The organism is Kitasatospora terrestris, assembly GCF_039542905.1.
In the GTDB taxonomy this organism is placed as follows: domain Bacteria; phylum Actinomycetota; class Actinomycetes; order Streptomycetales; family Streptomycetaceae; genus Kitasatospora; species Kitasatospora terrestris.
In genome coordinates, this window is record NZ_BAABIS010000001.1 from 4,398,457 (window position 1) to 4,415,712 (window position 17,256).

General features: G+C 75.0%; 18 protein-coding genes. 8 read left to right on the forward strand and 10 right to left on the reverse strand.

The window, feature by feature from the left end:
- Window positions 1-11 precede the first annotated feature (11 nt).
- The 9 genes from ABEB06_RS20300 to ABEB06_RS20340 all read right to left on the reverse strand — a co-directional run bounded on the left by ABEB06_RS20300 (window position 12) and on the right by ABEB06_RS20340 (window position 10,020).
- Window positions 12-851 carry an HAD family hydrolase gene (locus ABEB06_RS20300; RefSeq protein ID WP_345698287.1) on the reverse strand — a complete coding sequence of 280 codons (840 nt, stop codon included), beginning with the start codon at window positions 849-851 and terminating at the stop codon, window positions 12-14.
- A 44-nt stretch (window positions 852-895) separates the two neighbouring features.
- Window positions 896-2,173 (reverse strand): serine--tRNA ligase, encoded by a 1,278-nt coding sequence (gene serS / locus ABEB06_RS20305; RefSeq protein ID WP_345698288.1) that lies wholly within the window; start codon window positions 2,171-2,173, stop codon window positions 896-898.
- 632 nt (window positions 2,174-2,805) lie between these two features.
- Complete coding sequence (gene pheA, locus ABEB06_RS20310) at window positions 2,806-3,741, reverse strand: prephenate dehydratase (protein ID WP_345698289.1); 936 nt, start codon at window positions 3,739-3,741, stop codon at window positions 2,806-2,808.
- A gap of 94 nt (window positions 3,742-3,835) precedes the next feature.
- Complete coding sequence (gene efeB, locus ABEB06_RS20315; RefSeq protein WP_345698290.1) at window positions 3,836-5,056, reverse strand: iron uptake transporter deferrochelatase/peroxidase subunit; 1,221 nt, start codon at window positions 5,054-5,056, stop codon at window positions 3,836-3,838.
- A gap of 18 nt (window positions 5,057-5,074) precedes the next feature.
- Window positions 5,075-7,087 carry a copper resistance CopC/CopD family protein gene (locus ABEB06_RS20320; RefSeq protein WP_345698291.1) on the reverse strand — a complete coding sequence of 671 codons (2,013 nt, stop codon included), beginning with the start codon at window positions 7,085-7,087 and terminating at the stop codon, window positions 5,075-5,077.
- 29 nt (window positions 7,088-7,116) lie between these two features.
- Window positions 7,117-7,596, reverse strand: coding sequence for a copper chaperone PCu(A)C (locus ABEB06_RS20325; RefSeq protein ID WP_345698292.1), 480 nt, complete (start codon window positions 7,594-7,596; stop codon window positions 7,117-7,119).
- A complete protein-coding gene (locus tag ABEB06_RS20330) occupies window positions 7,593-8,264 on the reverse strand; it encodes an SCO family protein (RefSeq protein ID WP_345698293.1) in 672 nt (223 codons plus the stop codon). The genes ABEB06_RS20325 and ABEB06_RS20330 overlap by 4 nt, the downstream gene beginning before the upstream one ends.
- 77 nt (window positions 8,265-8,341) lie before the next feature.
- Entirely contained in the window at window positions 8,342-9,064 is a 723-nt protein-coding gene (locus ABEB06_RS20335) for a YcnI family copper-binding membrane protein (protein WP_345698294.1), read from the reverse strand.
- 137 nt (window positions 9,065-9,201) lie between these two features.
- The gene (locus ABEB06_RS20340; RefSeq protein WP_345698295.1) at window positions 9,202-10,020 is read right to left on the reverse strand and encodes a hypothetical protein; all 819 of its coding nucleotides are present in this window, start codon (window positions 10,018-10,020) and stop codon (window positions 9,202-9,204) included.
- 287 nt (window positions 10,021-10,307) lie between these two features.
- Between ABEB06_RS20340 and ABEB06_RS20345 the strand changes: the two genes are divergently transcribed.
- The 3 genes from ABEB06_RS20345 (at window position 10,308) to ABEB06_RS20355 (ending at window position 12,733) form a co-directional block, all read left to right on the forward strand.
- Window positions 10,308-10,961, forward strand: a complete 654-nt coding sequence (locus ABEB06_RS20345) for an ATP-binding protein (protein WP_345698296.1) — start codon at window positions 10,308-10,310, stop codon at window positions 10,959-10,961.
- Window positions 10,962-11,090: 129 nt separating this feature from the next.
- Window positions 11,091-11,495, forward strand: a complete 405-nt coding sequence (locus ABEB06_RS20350) for a YciI family protein (protein ID WP_345698297.1) — start codon at window positions 11,091-11,093, stop codon at window positions 11,493-11,495.
- Window positions 11,492-12,733 carry an RNA polymerase sigma factor gene (locus tag ABEB06_RS20355; protein WP_345698298.1) on the forward strand — a complete coding sequence of 414 codons (1,242 nt, stop codon included), beginning with the start codon at window positions 11,492-11,494 and terminating at the stop codon, window positions 12,731-12,733. The genes ABEB06_RS20350 and ABEB06_RS20355 overlap by 4 nt, the downstream gene beginning before the upstream one ends.
- Here the strand turns inward: ABEB06_RS20355 and ABEB06_RS20360 are convergent, their stop codons facing one another.
- The gene (locus ABEB06_RS20360; RefSeq protein ID WP_345698299.1) at window positions 12,734-13,159 is read right to left on the reverse strand and encodes an LppU/SCO3897 family protein; all 426 of its coding nucleotides are present in this window, start codon (window positions 13,157-13,159) and stop codon (window positions 12,734-12,736) included.
- Between the two features lie 169 nt (window positions 13,160-13,328).
- Between ABEB06_RS20360 and ABEB06_RS20365 the strand changes: the two genes are divergently transcribed.
- From ABEB06_RS20365 to ABEB06_RS20385, 5 genes are all read left to right on the forward strand, one after another.
- Window positions 13,329-13,793 (forward strand): LysR family transcriptional regulator, encoded by a 465-nt coding sequence (locus tag ABEB06_RS20365; protein WP_425559660.1) that lies wholly within the window; start codon window positions 13,329-13,331, stop codon window positions 13,791-13,793.
- 114 nt (window positions 13,794-13,907) lie between these two features.
- Complete coding sequence (locus ABEB06_RS20370; protein WP_345698300.1) at window positions 13,908-14,138, forward strand: hypothetical protein; 231 nt, start codon at window positions 13,908-13,910, stop codon at window positions 14,136-14,138.
- A 25-nt stretch (window positions 14,139-14,163) separates the two neighbouring features.
- Complete coding sequence (locus tag ABEB06_RS20375; RefSeq protein WP_345698301.1) at window positions 14,164-15,456, forward strand: amidase; 1,293 nt, start codon at window positions 14,164-14,166, stop codon at window positions 15,454-15,456.
- A 143-nt stretch (window positions 15,457-15,599) separates the two neighbouring features.
- Window positions 15,600-16,208, forward strand: a complete 609-nt coding sequence (locus ABEB06_RS20380) for a TetR/AcrR family transcriptional regulator (protein WP_345698302.1) — start codon at window positions 15,600-15,602, stop codon at window positions 16,206-16,208.
- 112 nt (window positions 16,209-16,320) lie between these two features.
- Window positions 16,321-17,211: an alpha/beta hydrolase gene (locus tag ABEB06_RS20385; RefSeq protein WP_345698303.1), complete on the forward strand. Its 891-nt coding sequence runs from the start codon at window positions 16,321-16,323 to the stop codon at window positions 17,209-17,211.
- The last annotated feature ends 45 nt before the right edge of the window (window positions 17,212-17,256 follow it).

The window sequence follows — 17,256 nt, forward strand, 5'->3', positions numbered from 1 at the left end:
GGACCCGGAGGTCAGCCGTACAGGCGCTCCAGCACGACGGCCACGCCGTCCTCGTCGTTGCCCACCGTCAGCTCGTCGGCGACGGCCTTGAGTTCCTCGTGCGCGTTGCCCATCGCCACGCCGTACCCGGCCCAGCCGAACATCGGCACGTCGTTCGGCATGTCCCCGAACGCGATCGTCCCCGCCGCCGTCGCACCGAGCCGCCGCGCGGCCAGCGACAGGCCGGTCGCCTTGGTCAGCCCGAGCGGCAGCACCTCCACCACGCCCGCGCCCGCCACGGTGATCCCCACCAGCTGCCCGGCGACCGCCCGCGCCGCCTCGGCCAGCTCGTCGTCCGAGTACCGGGGGTGCTGGAGGAACAGCTTCGCGATCGGCGCGGCGAGCAGTTCGGAACCCTCCACCGGCACGACCGGCAGATCGGTGCCGATCTGCAGCGCGTAGCCGGGCCCGGCGAGCACCTCGCCCTCCAGCCCGTCCTGGCTGGCGGCGACGGCCAGCGGGCCGACCTCCGCCTCGATCTTGGCCAGGGCCACCGCGGCGAGCTGCCGGTCCAGGGTCACGGAGGTGAGCAGCCGGTGCGCCCCGGCGTCGTACACCTGGGCGCCCTGGCCGCAGACGGCGATGCCGGTGTAGCCGATCTCGTCGAGGACCGGCCGGGTCCACCGGGCGGAGCGGCCGGTGACGATGATGTGCTGCGCGCCGCGCCCGGCCACCAGGGCGAGCGCGGCGCGGGTCCGCTCGGAGACGGTTTCCGCCGGGTTCAGCAGCGTGCCGTCGAGGTCGGTGGCGACCAGCCGGAAGGGCAGGTGGCCACCGGGGGGGACGTCGGTCGGGTGGGCGTTGGTGCTCATGGGCCGTGCGTCTCCCGGGTGTTGCTGGGGTGGTGCGTGGTGCCTTACTTGGCGGCCGGTTCGAGGACCGTGCGCCCGCCGAGGTACGGCCGCAGGGCCTCGGGCACGACCACCGAGCCGTCGGCCTGCTGGTGGTTCTCCAGCAGGGCGACGATCACGCGCGGCACGGCGACCAGGGTGCCGTTCAGGGTGGCGAGCGGACGGACCTTGCCGTCCTCGCGCATCCGGATGGAGAGCCGGCGCGACTGGTACTCGGTGGTGTTCGAGGTGGAGGTGACCTCGCGGTACTTGCCCTGGGTCGGGATCCACGCCTCGATGTCGAACTTCCGGGCGGCCGAGGCGCCGAGGTCGCCGGAGGCGACGTCGATCACCCGGTACGGCAGCTCCAGGGCGTTCAGGAAGTCCTTCTCCCACTGGAGCAGGCGGCGGTGCTCGGCCTCGGCCTCCTCCGGCGTGGTGAAGACGAACATCTCCACCTTCTCGAACTGGTGGACCCGGATGATGCCGCGGGTGTCCTTGCCGTAGGTGCCGGCCTCGCGGCGGAAGCAGGAGGAGTATCCGGCGTAGCGCAGCGGCAGCTTGTCCGCGTCGATGATCTCGTCCATGTGGTACGCGGCGAGCGGCACCTCGCTGGTGCCGACCAGGTACCGGTCGTCGTCCTCGAGGAAGTAGACGTTCTCCGCGGCCTGGCCGAGGAAGCCGGTGCCGTCCATGGCGGCCGGGCGGACCAGCGCCGGGGTGATCATCGGGATGAAGCCGGCAGCGGTGGCCTGCGAGATCGCCATGTTGACCAGGGCGAGCTCCAGCAGCGCGCCGGGACCGGTCAGGTAGTACGAGCGGGCGCCGGCCACCTTGGCCCCGCGCTCGGTGTCGATCGCGCCGAGGATCTGGCCGAGCTCGACGTGGTCGCGGGGCTCGAAGCCCTCGGCGGCGAAGTCGCGCGGGGTGCCGATCTCCTCGAGGGTGACGAAGTCCTCCTCGCCGCCGACCGGGGCGGCCGGGTCGATCAGGTTGGCCAGCGAACGGAGCAGGCGCTCCGCCTCGTCCTTGGCCTCGCCCTGCTCGGCGTCGGCGGCCTTGACGGCGGCGGCCAGCTCCTTGGTGCGCTCCAGCAGGGCGGACTTCTCCTCGCCCTTGGCCTGGGCGACCTGCTTCCCGAGCACCTTCTGCTCGTTGCGCAGTTCGTCGAAGCGACTGCCCGAGGACCGGCGGCGCTCGTCGGCGGAGAGGAGGGCGTCGACCAGGTCGACGTCCTCGCCACGGGCACGCTGCGAGGCGCGCACTCGGTCGGGGTCCTCACGGAGCAGGCGAAGGTCAATCACGGTCCCAAGCCTACCGGGGGAGGGGCCCGCCGAAGGAACCCGTTTGTCGCGGCGGCGGCGCGGTCCTTTCGCCACGTTCTGTCCGAAATGTGGCATGATGCGCCCTGGAGGTCGGCCGACACCTCTCCGGCCCTGGGGATAACCGCCCTCAGCCTGTGGATAACCCTGGTGAAAAACCCGGCGTGGGTGGTGTTTTCCACAGGTTCGGGCCCTGGCCTGTGGATCGTGGGAAGCGGTCGGCTCCGGTGGCGATCCACCAAGGAATTGAGGTTTCAAACCTTGATAAGCCTTCCCGAGTGAGGTAATTAGCTCACTCGGCTGGGTGATTTGTCGGCTGAGGGGTGACTCTGGTCCGATTAGTCAGTCGTGTGACGCTAGCTGATGATCCGACCGGACTCGCCAATGGCTATACCGTTTTGTCGACTTTCCCTTGACCCTGTGGATAACCAGCCGTCCGGACTGCCTGTGGACGGAGTGGATCGCTTGTGGATGACGCGGCCGGAGCCGCTCCGGCCGCGCCCACGGGCGTTCCACCGGGAAGGTGATCTTCCGGTGTGTCGAATATGAACATGGAATGATCTGCCCGTCGCCATTCCGAAAGGAACCGCTCGGGGCCCGGCCGAAGTGCCAGGTCAGAGCTCGCCGCGGCCGTCCAGGCAGCGGGACAGCCAGTCCGACGCCCGGGCGAAGGCCTCGTCCGAGGTCCCCGGCCGCACCGGGGTCGAGACGCCCTTGTCCGCCCGGGGATAGGAACCGAGGAAGCGCACCTGCGGGCAGATCCGCTTCAGCCCCATCAGCGCCTCGCTCACCCGGCGCTCGCTCAGGTGGCCCTCGCAGTCGATCAGGAAGCAGTAGCTGCCCATGCCCTCGCCGGTCGGCCGGGACTCGATCCGCATCAGGTTGATCCCGCGCACCGCGAACTCCTGCAGCAGCTCCAGCAGCGCGCCCGGGTGGTCGTCCGGCAGCCAGACCACCATCGAGGTCTTGTCCGCGCCGGTCGCCGAGGAGACCCGTCCGGGCCGGCCGACCAGGATGAAGCGGGTGGTCGGGGCGGCGGCATCGCGGATGTCGTCCGCCAGCACCTCCAGCCCGTACAGCGGAGCGGCGAACGCGCCCGCCAGCGCCGCGTCGTAGCGGCCGTCCTGGACCAGCCGGGCGCCCTCCGCGTTGGACGAGGCCGCCTCCCACTGCGCGTCCGGCAGGTTGGCGGCCAGCCAGCGGCGCAGCTGGGCCTGGGCGACCGGGTGGCTGGTGACCGTCTTGATGTCGGCGAGCCCGGTGCCCGGGCGGACCAGCAGCGCGAAGGTGATCGGCAGCAGCACCTCGCGGTAGATCATCAGCGGTGTGCCGTTGACCAGCTCGTCGCTGGTCGCGGTGACCGCGCCCTCCACGGAGTTCTCCACCGCGACGAACGCGCCGGCGGCCTCGCCGTTGCGGACCGCGTCCAGTGCCACCGGCACCGACGCCACCGGCACCAGCTCCCGCGTCCCCGCCTCCGGCAGGGTGCGCAGCGCCACCTCGGTGAAGGTGCCCGCGGGCCCGAGATAGGTGTACCGGGTCGCCGACATGACCGCCTCCGTAACGCTGGTGGTACCGAAACCGCCACTCTAGTCTCGCGCGTCCGCCCGGGTTCCCCCGTTCCACCCACTGGGCCCGGGGTCCTCAGCCCTCCAGCAGCTGCTGTCCGACGTACCCGCCCTCGGGGGCGCCCGGGGGCACCGCGTACAGGCCGCTCGCCTCGTGCCGGAGGAACCGGGACAGGCCGTCGCCGCGGGCCAGCCGCCGCTGCACGGGGACGAATCCGCGCGCCGGGTCCGCCTGGAACGCGACGAACAGCAGGCCGGCGTCGGGGGAGCCGTCGGCGAGCAGCCCGTCCTGGTAGGAGAAGCCGCGGCGCAGCATCGCGGCGCCGCCGTTGGAGGCGGGCGCGGCGACCCGGACGTGCGCGTCGGGGGCGATCGCGAGGGTGCCGTCCGGTCCGGTCGCCGCCAGGTCGACCGGGGTGGTCTCGCCGGCGCCGGGGCCGCCGGACAGCGGTGCGCCGTCCGACTTGCGGCGTCCGATCACCCGTTCCTGACGGTCGGTCGGCTGGTTCTCCCAGTCGTCCAGCAGCATCCGGATCCGCCGCACCACCGCGTAGCTGCCGCCGGCCAGCCACGCCGGTCCGGTGGCGAACACCTTCGCGGCGAAGTCCGGGTCGTCCGGCTTCGGGTTGTTGGTGCCGTCGACCTGCCCCATCAGGTTGCGGCCGGTCGTCGGCCGGGCGGTGGCGCCCGGGGTCCGGCCGAAGCCGGCCATCTGCCAGCGCGGCACCGCCAGGCCGGCGGCCTGCCGCTGCAGCACCCGCAGCGCGTGGAAGGCCACCAGCGCGTCGTCCGCGCCGATCTGCAGCCACAGGTCGCCGTCGCCGCGGGCCGGGTCCAGTGCGTCTCCGGGGAAGGCGGGCAGCGGCGCCAGCGCCTCGGGCCGCCGGTCGGCGAGGCCAGCCTTGTCGAACAGCGTGGCGCCGAAGCCGAAGGTGACGGTCAGCGAGCAGGGGCCGGCGTCCAGCGCGATCTGGTTCTCGTGCCCGTCGGCCGGCTCGCCGCGGGTCAGCCGGGCGGCGGTCGCGGACCAGATCCGCAGCAGTGTCCGCAGCTGCTCCCGTCCGGCGGCCGGTGCCAGGTCGAAGGCGGCGAGGTGCACCCGCGCCTGGGCCGGCTCGACGATCCCGGCCTGCCGCGGCCCGTGGAACGGCACCGCGGCGGCGCCCGTGCCCGGTGCGGCGGCCGGGCCCGGCGAGGCCGCCGCCCGTCCGCCGACCGCGCCGCCGATCGCGCCGACCGCCAGCCCGGCCCCGGCGCCGCCCAGCAGGGCCCGCCGCGAGAACCCCTGCGCACCCATCTGCGTCACCTCTCCGCCTCAGCCGCCGAGCTTGAGCTGCTGAACGGCCGTCACCTGGTCGATGTCGGAGGACCGGACGGTCACCGACACCACCCAGTTGCCCGCCAGCGGCAGCTGCGCGGTGCCCGACCAGCGGCCCGTGCCCCCGGACGTGAGGGCGACCGGCAGCGGGCCGAGGTCCCGGTCGGGCAGGGTGAACGCCAGCTCGATCTCCGGCACCTCGGTGGGGCGGCCGGTGGAGTCGTCCAGCTCCAGCCCGACCGCGTTCGGCCCGACCGCGGCCGGGTTGATCGACACGGTCGCGGTGCCCTTGGCGCCCGGGGTCCGTCCGCCGGTGTCGTACGGGATCTTCAGCTCGACGGTCCTCCCCGGCACGGTGGACACCCCGGGGGCGGGCGTCTGCGCGGTGACGGCGGACGCGGCCTGCGCGACCCGCCCGGGCGGGGAGTTGGTGAGCATCGTGGTGACCACCAGGACGGCGACGGCGACCGCCGCCTCGACCACGACGGTCCGCCGCAGGCCCGCCCGGGCGCCGTCCGGTCGGGTGCCGGCGCTCGCGCGGGCCGCCTGCTGGCGGGCGAGCTGCGCGGCGCGGTCCGGGTCGACAGCCGCCGCGGGGCCGGCCGGTCCCGCGGGCGCGGCCGGCTCGGTGACGGGCGCCGCGGCGTCGACGGCCTCCGGCGCCGCCGCGCGGAGCTTCGCGGTCCAGGAGCGGGAGATCCACGCCACGCCGACCATCGCCGCGACGCAGCCGACCTTCACGAGCAGCAGGCGCCCGTACTCGGTGTCGACCAGCGCGCTCCACGAGCCGAGGCCGCGCCAGGACTGGTAGACGCCGGTCACCACGAGCGCGGTGACCGCGCCGAGCGCGAGCCGGGAGAACCGCTCGACCCCGCTCGCCGGCAGGCCGTTGCGCAGCCCGACCAGGACCGCCACCAGCCCGCCGAGCCAGAGCGCCATCGCGAGCAGGTGGACGGCGGCCATCGGCAGGGCGAGCGGGACCTGGATGCCGACGGAGGAGTGGTCCGCGCCGACCCAGGTCGCGCTCAGCGCCACGGCGAGGGCGAGTCCGGTGATGCCGAGGCCGAGCCGGGCGTCCCACTGCGGCCGGTCGGCGGCGCGCCGCTCCAGCCGCCGCAGCTCCGCCTCCTCGGCGGTGTCCTCGTCCACGGGGCCGCCGGCCGCCGTGCCCTCGTCCTCCGTGCCCTCGGTCTCCGGGCCGTCGGCCGCTGCGGTTTTCCGGGTGTCGGCCAACTGCCCGACCAGCAGCGACAGGAAGACGCCCGCAGCGGCGAGCAGCAGCAGCCGGGCGGCGAGCGCGGTGCCGATCCGCTCGTCGAGCGTGGTGCGCACCAGCGACAGGTCGAGGGCCTGCGCGATGCCGCTGCCCCGCTCGTACGGTCCGCGCAGCAGCAGCACGCCGACGGTGGAGACGAGCAGGGCGATCCAGCCGCCCATGAGCAGCCGCTGCACCGCCTGGACGGCGATCCCGCGCGGCCACACGACCAGCACGAACGCGGCGACGCCGACCAGCAGCGCGAAGGCGGCGTAGGCGACGGTCCGGCCGAGGCCGTAGGCGAAGGCGACCGTGGTGTCGGCCTTGCCGCCCTGGACGGCGGTGGCGGAGACGGAGGTGTCCGAGGGGGCGCCGATGGAGAAGGTGAAGGCGCCGCCGATGGGGTGGGAGTCCTCGGAGACGGCCCGCCAGGCGACCGTGTAGGTGCCGTTGGCGAGGCCGCTCCTGAGGGTGACCCGGGCGGTGTCGGCCTTGCCGTCGGCGTGCTTGGGGTCGCCGTTGTCGACGGGCTTCCCGGCCGGGTCGAGGACCCGGACGGAGTCGGCGGCGAGCGAGACGCCCTCGCTGAAGACCAGCGTGACGGCGGCCGGGGCGCTGGGCACCACGGAGTCGCGCGCGGGGTCGGTGGACACCAGGTTGGCGTGCGCGGCGGCCGTCCCGGCCCCGCCGAGCAGCAGCGCCAGTACGGTGCCGAGCACCGCGAGCAGCGCGGCCGCCCTCCCGCGTACCGTCATTGCGGTCACCCTCTCCTCCATCTCGGCCGTCAGCTTCCTGGACGGTACGTCAGCGGCTTGACCGGGACCTTGACCGCGATGGTGCCGCTCTTGGCGAAGGTCAGGTCGAGTTCCAGTTCGTCGCCGAGGGCGGGCTGCCTGGTCCACCCCATGATCATCAGGTGGGTGCCGCCGCGGGCGAGGTCCAGGGTGCCGTGCGCGGGCACGGGGAGGCTCTGCACCTCCTCCATCGAGCCGGTGGTGGAGCGGTGCATGGTGACCGATCCGGCGGCGGGGCTGGTGACCTTGAGCAGCCGGTCCTCGCCCTCGCCCTCGTTGCGGACGGTCAGGTAGCCGGCGCCCATCCCGCCGGGCGTCGCCGGCAGCGGGATGTAGGGGTCGGCGACGGTCAGCTTCGCCGCCGCGTCCGAGGAGGGCGCCGGTCCGGACTCCGACCCGCAGCCGACCAGTATCACCGCGGCGGTCAGCGCGACCGCGGTGCCCGCGCCGATCAGCGCGGCCCGCCTCACGCCGGCACCCCCTTGGCGAGCAGCGCCACGTCGTGGGCGAAGGTCTCCATGGTGGTCCCGCTCATGTACAGCAGGTGCGCCTTGTCGTCGGACGGCAGGAAGCCGAGCACCTGGGCGCCGTGGGTGGAGGTGACGGTGCCGTCGGCGTTGACGATCGGGTCCTCGACCAGGATGCCGAGCGGCTTGGCGGCCTCCTTGACCTTGGCGAGGTCGCCGGTGAGGCCGATGAAGCCGGTGCCCATCGAGTCGAGCCAGGTGCGCAGCACCTTCGGGGTGTCGCGCTCGGGGTCGGTGGAGACGAAGACGACGTCGATCTTCTTGCGGTCCTCGGCGGGGAGCCTGGACATCGCGACGCCGATGTCGCCCATGGTGGTCGGGCAGACGTCGGGGCAGCTGGTGTAGCCGAAGAACAGCAGGGTGGCCTTGCCGGCGGTCTGCTCGCGCAGGTCGTACGGCCGGCCGGAGGTGTCGGTGAGCACCAGGCCGGGCTTGTCGAAGTGCTTCTTCAGCACGGAGGCCTGGTAGGGGGAGCCGCTGCTCTCCTTGCTGACCTTGGCGGGCGAGTCGCCGCTGCCGGAGCCGCCGGAGGAGGAGCAGGCGGTGAGGGCGAGGGCGGCGGACAGCGCGAGGGCGGCGGTGCCGAGCAGCCGGCGGTGGGTGGAAGCCATGGGGACGTGATCCTTCGTGCGGGGCGAGGGCGGGCCGCCGGGCCGCGTCCGCGGGGGACGCGGCCCGGCCGCTGGGGTCAGGCGTTCTTGCGGCGCAGGCCGGCGACGCCGAGCGCGGCGCCGATCACGCCGACCACGATGCCGACCACACCGAGGGTGCGGGCGGTGGCGTCGTCGGACGCGGCGGCGGCCTGCCCGGGGGAGGCCTGGGGCTTGGCCGCGGCGGCGTCGCCGGAGTGGTGGTCGCCGGCCGCGGCGGCCTTGTCGAGGGTGAGGACCGGCGCGGGCTTGGCCGGCTCGGGCTGGCCGTCCTTGGCCTCCTCGATCCAGCGGGCGACGTCGCCGTTGTCGTACGTCTGGAGGGCCTTGAAGGTCAGCTTGTCGGTGTCGGTCGGCAGCGCGCCGAGCGAGACCCGGAACTCCTGGAACTGGCCGGGCCCGATCTTCGTCCCGGCGTCGGCGGTCCAGGTGATCTTCGAGACGGCCTCGGTGATCTCCTTGCCGTGCGCGTTCAGCGGCTTGTCGAGCTTGGACTTCTCCAGGGTGGCGGTCCAGCCGGGCAGCGGCTGGGTGCGCACCGAGGCCATCGGGTGGTCCATCGGCAGGTTGACCTCGAGCTTCACGGTCGAGGCGGTGTCGCTCTCGTTCGGCACCCGGAAGGCGACGGCGGTGTAGCCGCCCTGGGTGGCGTTGCCGGGCTGGACGGTGACGTGCGCGGCGGCCGGCAGGGCGGCGGCGAGCACGGCGACGGTGGCGAGCAGGCCGGCGGAGGCCAGGCGGACGGCAGGAAGGGCACGCATCAGGGGTTCTCCGGAGGAGGACGGCGGGGCCGCACGCACGGCGGGCCCGCGGGAACGGGGTGTGGGTGGCCGTCCCGCGCGTGGGCGGGCGACGGCATCGCGTGGGCGCGCCCGAACCCCGTCGTACCGGGCCCGGGTCAGCGCGCGAACGCCGCCGGGGGCCCTCGCCGGATCGGGCTGCACAGCAGCGCGGCAGCCGCCGGCAGCCGCCGATCCTCGGCCCGGGTGCGCCGCCGGGCGGGTGTACGGCCCTCGGCGAGCGGCCCGAGCAGCAGGGCGGCGGCCAGCGCCAGCACGGTGCGCAGCGGACCGGCCCACTGCCGGGCGGTGTGCGCGGTGAGCCGGACCAGCCGCCACAGCGCGGCCTCGCCGCGGCGCAGCCACCAGCCGGCCACCAGGGCGGCGGCGAGGTGGCCGAGCAGCATGCCGGGGGTCGTCCCGAGCAGCCCGGAGGCGTGCGTCCCGGCGGCCGTCGCGGTGAACGCCTGCGGGTCGAGGCCCGCGGCGCTGACCACCTGCTCGGCGGTGGTGCCGGGCGGCACGGGGGTCGGGCCGTTGCCGACCCGGTCGTCGCAGAGCAGCCGGCCGGCGGCCTGGGCCAGTGCGTCCGGGTGGTGCATTCCGGCCATCGCCGGGCCGCCCGGCACGCCGCCGGACACGCTGTGGAAGAGGTAGTGCAGGCCGAGCTGGCCGAGGCCGAGCGCCGCGGCGATCACCGGCAGGCCGCGCTCGCGGCCGCCGAGCAGGGCGGCGAGCACACCGACCGCCAGGAAGCCCGTGACCAGCGCCCGCGGCGCCACCTCGCCGCCGCCGACCAGCGCGTGGCCGACCGCCGCGATCAAGGTGCACACCAGGGCGAACGGCACCGCGCGCAGCACCCGCAGATCCCAGGCGGCGGCCGTCACCCCGGCGGGTGCGGCGGCGCCCCGGCGGGCTGCGGCGGTGAGGTCAGTCATGGCCGGGCCATCATCTCACCGCCTACACCGCCGTCCGGGCCAGGGGCCGGAATGCGCCGCGGCCGGGGTGCGGCACGGCCGGAAACCGCTCCCCGGCCGGTGGTGCGCCGGTCCGCGCGTTGACCCGAACGGGCCCGGCGCGCGCGGCGCTGCGCGCGCCGCTCGGCACACTCATCCGCACCAGTCCATCCGCCGAACGGGCGGCGTTCGGCCCTACGGACGGTTCACCGCGAAATCACTCGGAGATACCTAGTTGTATGTGGAGCCGCAGCCAGGAGGGACCTCCCGTGGACATCTGGTGGACTCTGCACCTCAAGCGCGACCCGGCCAGCGTGCCGCTCGCCCGCCGCATCCTGCTCGGCGCCATGGAGACGGCCGGGGTGGACCGGCAGATCGCCTTCGACCTCGGGGTCGCGCTGACCGAGGCGTGTGCCAACGCCGTCGAGCACGCCGTCACCGACCGCCCCGACGAGGGCTTCCAGGTGACCGCCTCGCTGGCCGGCGACCGGCTGCGGATCGAGGTGGTGGACTCCGGCCCCGGCCTGCCGCCGATCGCCGCGCCGGTGCCGTCCGCCGAGCCCGCGCCGCGCCGCACCGTCCCGGCCCCGCCGGGCCGCCCCACCGCCGCCCGGTGTCGCACCCGCCGGGGCCGGGCCTCGCTGCCGGCCCGGGTGCTCTCCCCGCACCGGCCGCGCCCGGCCGACCGGCCCGCCCCGTACGACACCCACGTCGTCCCGGCCGGCCGGCCGCTGCCCGCCGCCGTGCGCGCCCCCGATGCCGGAGCGGTGCCCGACCTGGCCGCCGAGTCCGGCCGCGGCCTGTTCCTGATCCACGCGCTGACCGACCACGTCCAGCTGCGCAACCACCCGCTGCGCGGGGCGATCGTCAGCTTCGACAAGATCCTCAAGTGGCAGGACGACGCCCTGCTCCGGGCCTCCTGACCGGCCCCTGCGACCGCGCCGGAAAAAACTTCGGAGATTCCCGCCACGACATGTCGAGAACGCCGCCCCGGCTTCTACCTGTCCGTGAGAGCGTCCTTCGGGGGCGCCGTCACCAGAAGGAGCGGGACCATGAAGTACATGCTGCTGATGCAGTTCAGCCAGGCCGGCGCCGACTTCCCGTCGATCACCGACTGGACGCCGGAGGAGATCCGGGCGCACATCGGGTTCATGCGCGAGACCAACGCCAAGCTGGCCGCCGCCGGTGAGCTGGTCGACGCACAGGGCCTGGCGATGCCGGACACCGCGCGGATCGTCCGCTCCGGCCCGGCGGGGGAGCCGCTGGTCACCGAGGGGCCGTTCGCCGAGACCAAGGAGTTCCTGGCCGGCTGGTGGATCGTCGACGTGGAGAGCGCGGAGCGCGCGGTGGCCATCGCCGCCGGCTGCTCGGCCGCCCCCGGCCCGGGCGGGGCGCCGCTGAACATGCCGATCGAGGTCCGCGAAGTGATGTCCGCGCCGCCCACCGAGGAGGCGTGAGCCCCACCGCCCACGACGGCCTGCTGCGCACCCTGGCGCCGCAGGTCGTCGGCCTGCTCACCCGCCGCTGGGGGGACTTCGACGCGGCGGAGGACGCGGTGCAGGAGGCGCTGATCGCCGCCTTCGCGCAGTGGCCCGAGCAAGGCGTGCCGGACAACCCGCGCGGCTGGCTGATCCAGGTGGCGAGCCGCCGGATGACCGAGCAGGTCAGGGGCGAGCAGGCCCGGCGCCGCCGGGAGGACCGGGTGGCCCGGGAGGACGACCGCCGCACCGCGCCGCCCGCCGACGCCGAGGACCCGGCCGCCCGGGACGACACCCTCACCCTGCTGTTCCTGTGCTGCCACCCCGCGCTGACCCGGGCCTCGGCGGTCGCGCTGACGCTGCGTTCGGTCGGCGGTCTGACCACCGGTGAGATCGCCCGGGCCTTCCTGGTGCCGGAGACCACCATGGGCCAGCGGATCAGCCGCGCCAAGCAGCGGATCACCTCCTCGGGCCTGCCGTTCGCGCTGCCCGAGCCCGGGGAGCGCGCGGCCCGGCTGACCGAGGTGCTGGACGTGCTCTACCTGGTCTTCAACGAGGGGTACGCCACCGGGGCGGGCACCGAGCTGCAGCGGGTCGAGCTCGCCCGGGAGGCGATCCGGCTGGCCCGGGAGCTGCACCGGCTGCTGCCGGAGGACAGCGAGGTGGCCGGGCTGCTGGCGCTGATGCTGCTGACCGACGCCCGCAGCGCCGCCCGGACCGGCCCGGACGGCGAACTGGTGCCGCTCGCCGAGCAGGACCGCGGCCGCTGGGACGCCGCACGGATCGCCGAGGGCATCGCGCTGGTCACCGCGGCGCTGCCGCGCGGACCGGTCGGCCCGTACCAGGTGCAGGCCGCGATCGCGGCGGTCCACGACGAGGCGCCGAGCGCCGAGGAGACCGACTGGCCGCAGATCCTCGCCCTGTACGGCGTGCTGGGTCGGCTCTCGGCCGGCCCGCTGGTCGCGCTCAACCGCGCGGTGGCGCTCGCCATGGTGCACGGCCCGGACGCCGGCCTGGCCGCGCTGGACGCGCTGGCCGGGGATCCGCGGCTGGCCGGCGGGCACCGGCTCGCCGCCGTCCGCGCCCACCTGCTGGAACGGGCCGGACAGTGCGAGGCCGCCGCCGTCCAGTACCGGACGGCGGCGGCCCGCACCGCCAGCCTGCCGGAGCGCCACTACCTCGCCCTGCGGGCGGCGCGGCTCACCGGCGGCGGGTGATCACTTCTTGTTGTCGCCCAGGCAGAGGGTGTAGGACTCGCGCCCCGTCACGACGTACGAGGCGACCACGTCCTCGACGTTGTCGCACCCGTTCTTGTCGTCGTAGGAGATCCGCTTCAGCACCTTGAACTCGGCGTCGGCCGCGCCGCAGTCCACGACCTTGACGCTCGGCTTGGCATCGGTGCCCGAGTTGTGCACGCAGTTGCCGGCCTCGGCGATCGCCGGGTCGTCGGTCAGCCAGTTGTACACGGCGGTGCCGAGCACGGCGACCACGGCGACCGCGACGATGCCCACGAAGCGCAGGAGGAGCTTGCCGACCTTGCCCTTCGTCTTCGCCGGGGCGGTCGCCTCGACGGGGATCTCCGGGTAGGGGGAAGCGGCCTGGCCCTCGGCGGGGGCGGGGGACTGGCTCGGGGGAGTGGTCACGTGTTTCCTCGGTCAGCTGCTCGGATCGGCTGCCGAAGACTAGAGGGGCCTTTTACCTTACAGAAAGCTTATGTGAGTGAATTTTGCCTGAAGTTGGCTTGAAATCGCTGCCTAGCGGGGCAAAGCGGGCGACCGACGACACCGAATCCCCGCACCGTACGCTGGCCCGATGACGGACTGGGATCTGCGCAGGCTACGAGTGCTCCAGGCACTCGACGAGTGCGGTACGGTCACCGCCGCCGCCGGGCGGCTGCACCTCACCCCCTCTGCGGTCTCCCAGCAACTGGCCGCCCTCGGAAAGCAGTTGGGGGCGCCCATGGTCGAGCCGGACGGCCGCCGGGTCCGCCTGACCAGCGCCGCCCGACTGCTGCTCGGCCACGCCGAACGGGTCTTCGGCCAGCTGGAGCAGGCCGAGGCCGACCTCGCCGGATACCTGCACGGCGCCGCCGGAGAGGTCCGGATCGGCGCCTTCGCCACCGCGATCGGGGCCCTGGTCGTCCCCGCCGTCCGCCGACTGGCCCTCGACGCCCCGGCCCTGCGGATCACCGTCACCGACCCCCGCCGCGCCACCCACCTGCGGATCCGCCAGTACCCGACGGCGGGATCGCCCGCCTGCGCCTGCACGGCACCCTGACCTGATCCCCGAGCTGCGCGGATCCCCGCGGACGGCGTTCCCGACCCCCTCGGGCATCGCCCGTCCCGCCCGTACGAATTGCCGCCCCCGCGGGCCCGGCGGACCATGGTGATCATGATGCATCAGATGCGGGCCGAGTACGGCCCGGCCGGCAGCTCCGGCCCCGTCGCCAACTGGCACATCGTCCGCAACGACGACCTGGTCGCCATGTGCGGACGCGAACTCGACGCCGCCGCCCCCCTCCAGGACGCCGCCCACTGGACCGCCGACCCCGACCGCAACTGCCACACCTGCGGGGCGCTCTACCTCCGCGAGAGCCCATACCTCCCCGACGAGCACGGCTGAGCCGGACGCACTCCGGCCCGCCGCCATGGAACCGCTGATCCGGCCCGTCCCGCTGCTCCGCGAGGCCGCCGACCTGCGCGCCGGCCACCCGGACCCGGCCGCGCACGTCGAGGAGCTGTGCACCCGGATCGACCGGATCGACCCCGCCGTCCGGGCCTTCGTCCCCGAACCCGGACGCTACGACCGGCTCGCCGGGCAGGCCCGGCAGCTCGCCGCCCGCCACCCCGACCCCGACGGCCGACCACCGCTCTTCGCGGTCGCCGTCGGGGTCAAGGACGTCCTGCACGTCGACGGGCTGCCCACGCACGCCGGATCCGTGCTGCCCCCCGGCGTCCTCGCCGGGCCCGAGGCCGTCGCCGTCACCCGGCTGCGCGCCGCCGGGGCGCTGATCGCGGGCAAGACGGCGACCGCCGAGTTCGCGGTCACCGCCCCCGGCCCCACCCGCAACCCGCACCGGCCCGCCCACACCCCCGGCGGCTCCAGCAGCGGCTCCGCGGCCGCCGTCGCCACCGGCCTCGTCCCGCTCGCCCTCGGCACCCAGACCCTCGGCTCGGTGATCCGGCCCGCCGCGTACTGCGGCGTGGTCGGCTTCCGCCCCACCGCCGGGCGGATCCCGCTCGACGGCGTGATCGCGCACGCGCCCGGCCTGGACACCGTCGGCCTGTTCACCGCCGACCTCGCCGGCGCCGAGCTCGCCGCGTCCGTCCTGTGCGACGGCTGGACGCCCGGCGGGCCCGCCACTTGCGAGCCGGTCCTCGGCGTCCCCACCGGCGGCTACCTCGACCAGGTCGCACCCGCCGCCCGGAAGGCGTTCGAGCAGGCCCTGGACCGGCTCGGCGTACCCGTCCGGCGGGTCGACGCGCTGCCCGACCTGGACGACCTGCGCCGACACCTGATGGTCATCAGCCGCTACGAACTCGCGCGCGTCCACCAGGAGTTGTTCGCCCGCTTCGCGGGGCTGTACCGGGCCGAGACCGCCGCCGCGATCCGCCGCGGACAGGAGATCGACCGGGCCGACTACCAGGCCGCACTCGCCGCCCGGGCCCGCTTCCGCCGCCGCCTCGCCGACCGCGCCGCCGCCGACTCGATCGACCTCTGGGCGAGCCCCGCCGCGACCGGGCCCGCCCCGCACGGCCTCGACTCCACCGGCGACCCCGCCATGTCCGCCCCCTGGAGCTACGCGGGCCTCCCCGCCCTCACCCTCCCCGCCGGCCACCTGGACGGCCTCCCCCTCGGCCTCCAGCTCGCCGCCCGCCCCCACACCGACGAACACCTCCTCACCGCCGCCGCCACCCTCGCCCCCCGCCTCACCCCCTGACGCCCCGCGTCCTTCACACGCGGCGTGGACCCGGCCCGCGGTGCGCCGTGCGGGGCCGGGTCGGGGCGGACGGCGGCGGCGTAGGCTGGGCGTCTGCCGACGGGTGGGCCGGGCGGCTGGGTGGTGGGCGGAGGTGGAGCGCGGTGGTCGACGCCTCGACGGACGGCCGGGTGCAGCGGGGCAACGAGACCCGTCGCGCGGTGCTGGCGCGGTCGGTGCAGATCGCCTCGGTCGAGGGCCTCGGCGCCCTCTCCATCGGCCGGCTCGCCTCGGACCTGAAGCTGAGCAAGAGCGGTGTGTTCGCCGGCTTCGGCTCCAAGGAGGAGCTCCAGCTGGCCACCGTCCGGGCCGCCGGCCGGATGTTCTACGACGCCGTGGTCGCCCCGGTCGAGGCCCTCCCGGACGGACGGGCCAAGGCGCTGGCGCTCTGCGAGCAATGGCTGGCCTACTCGCGGGACCGGGTCTTCGACGGCGGGTGCTTCTTCTACGCGGTGGGCGCGGAGTTCGACGCCCGGCCGGGCCCGGTGCGGGACGCGCTGGCCGCGGCCGCGCTCGCCTGGGAGCGCAACCTGGAGGACCTGCTGCGCGCCGCCGCCGCGGCGGGCGAGCTGCCGGCCGGCACCGACCCGGTGGACACCGCGTTCCTGCTGATCGCGGCGCTGGAGACGGCCAACGCGCAGAGCCTGCTGCACGACGACCCGTCCCGCTACGACCGGGCCGCCCGCACCGTCCGCCGTCTGCTCGCCGCCTGACCCCGCCGCCGGCTCCCGGGCCTGCTGCCGCACCCTAAAAACTGCACGAACGGTCGTGCTAATATCTCGTCGCAGCAAGGTCCGCCCTTCGCCGCAGCTCCGTGGAGAGACCATGGCCCCGATCGACGCCGCCGTCCGCACCGCCCTGAACGCCACCTCCCTGCTGTCCCCCTCGCTCGCGGGCCGCGCGGCGTTCGCGCTCTTCTGCCGCCCGCTGCGCCGCAGCCGCGTCCGCAGCGCCGAACTCGACGTGCACGCCCGCGCCGCCACCGAGGAGCTCGCCGTCAACGGCAAGCGGGTGGTCGCGTACCGCTGGGGCGACGGCACCCGCCCGGTCCTGCTGCTGCACGGCTGGCGGTCGCGGGCCTCGCGCTTCGCCGACTGGATCCCCCGCCTGCTGGACCTCGGCTACAGCCCGGTCGGCTTCGACGCGCCGGGCCACGGCGACTCGGAGGGCCGCGGCACCACGATCCTGGAGTACCGCGAACTGATCGGCCGGCTCCAGGACCGGTACGGGCACTTCGAGGGGGTGGTCGCGCACTCCTTCGGCGTCCTGTGCGCCTTTCACGCGCTGCGCACGGGCGTCACCGCCGAGCGCCTGGTCGCCCTCTCCGGGGTCTCGGACTTCACCTTCGTCGTGGACGGCTTCTGCGCGGGCCTCGGCGTCAACGACCGGATCCGGCGCGAACTGGTACGCCGCATCGAGCGCGAGCTGTTCCCCGGCACCCCCGACCCGCTGCGGGTGTTCGACGCCGGCCGGGCGCCGGGGGAGGTCCCGCTGCCGATCCTGGTGGTCCACGACGAGCAGGACGACGTCGTCCCGCACGGCCAGGCCCGTCGGCTGCAGGCCGCGTACGGGGAGCGCCTGCGGCTGCTCACCACCCGGGGCCTGGGCCACCGCCGGATCGTCGCGGAGCCGACCGTGGTCGACAACGCGGTCGGTTTCCTGGCCGAGCCGGCTCCGGCCGGGGTCCCCGCCCCTGCCCCCGCCCCCGCCCGCTGACGCCGACGGGGCGGGCCCCGAAGGACCCGCCCCGCCGGTGCGGAC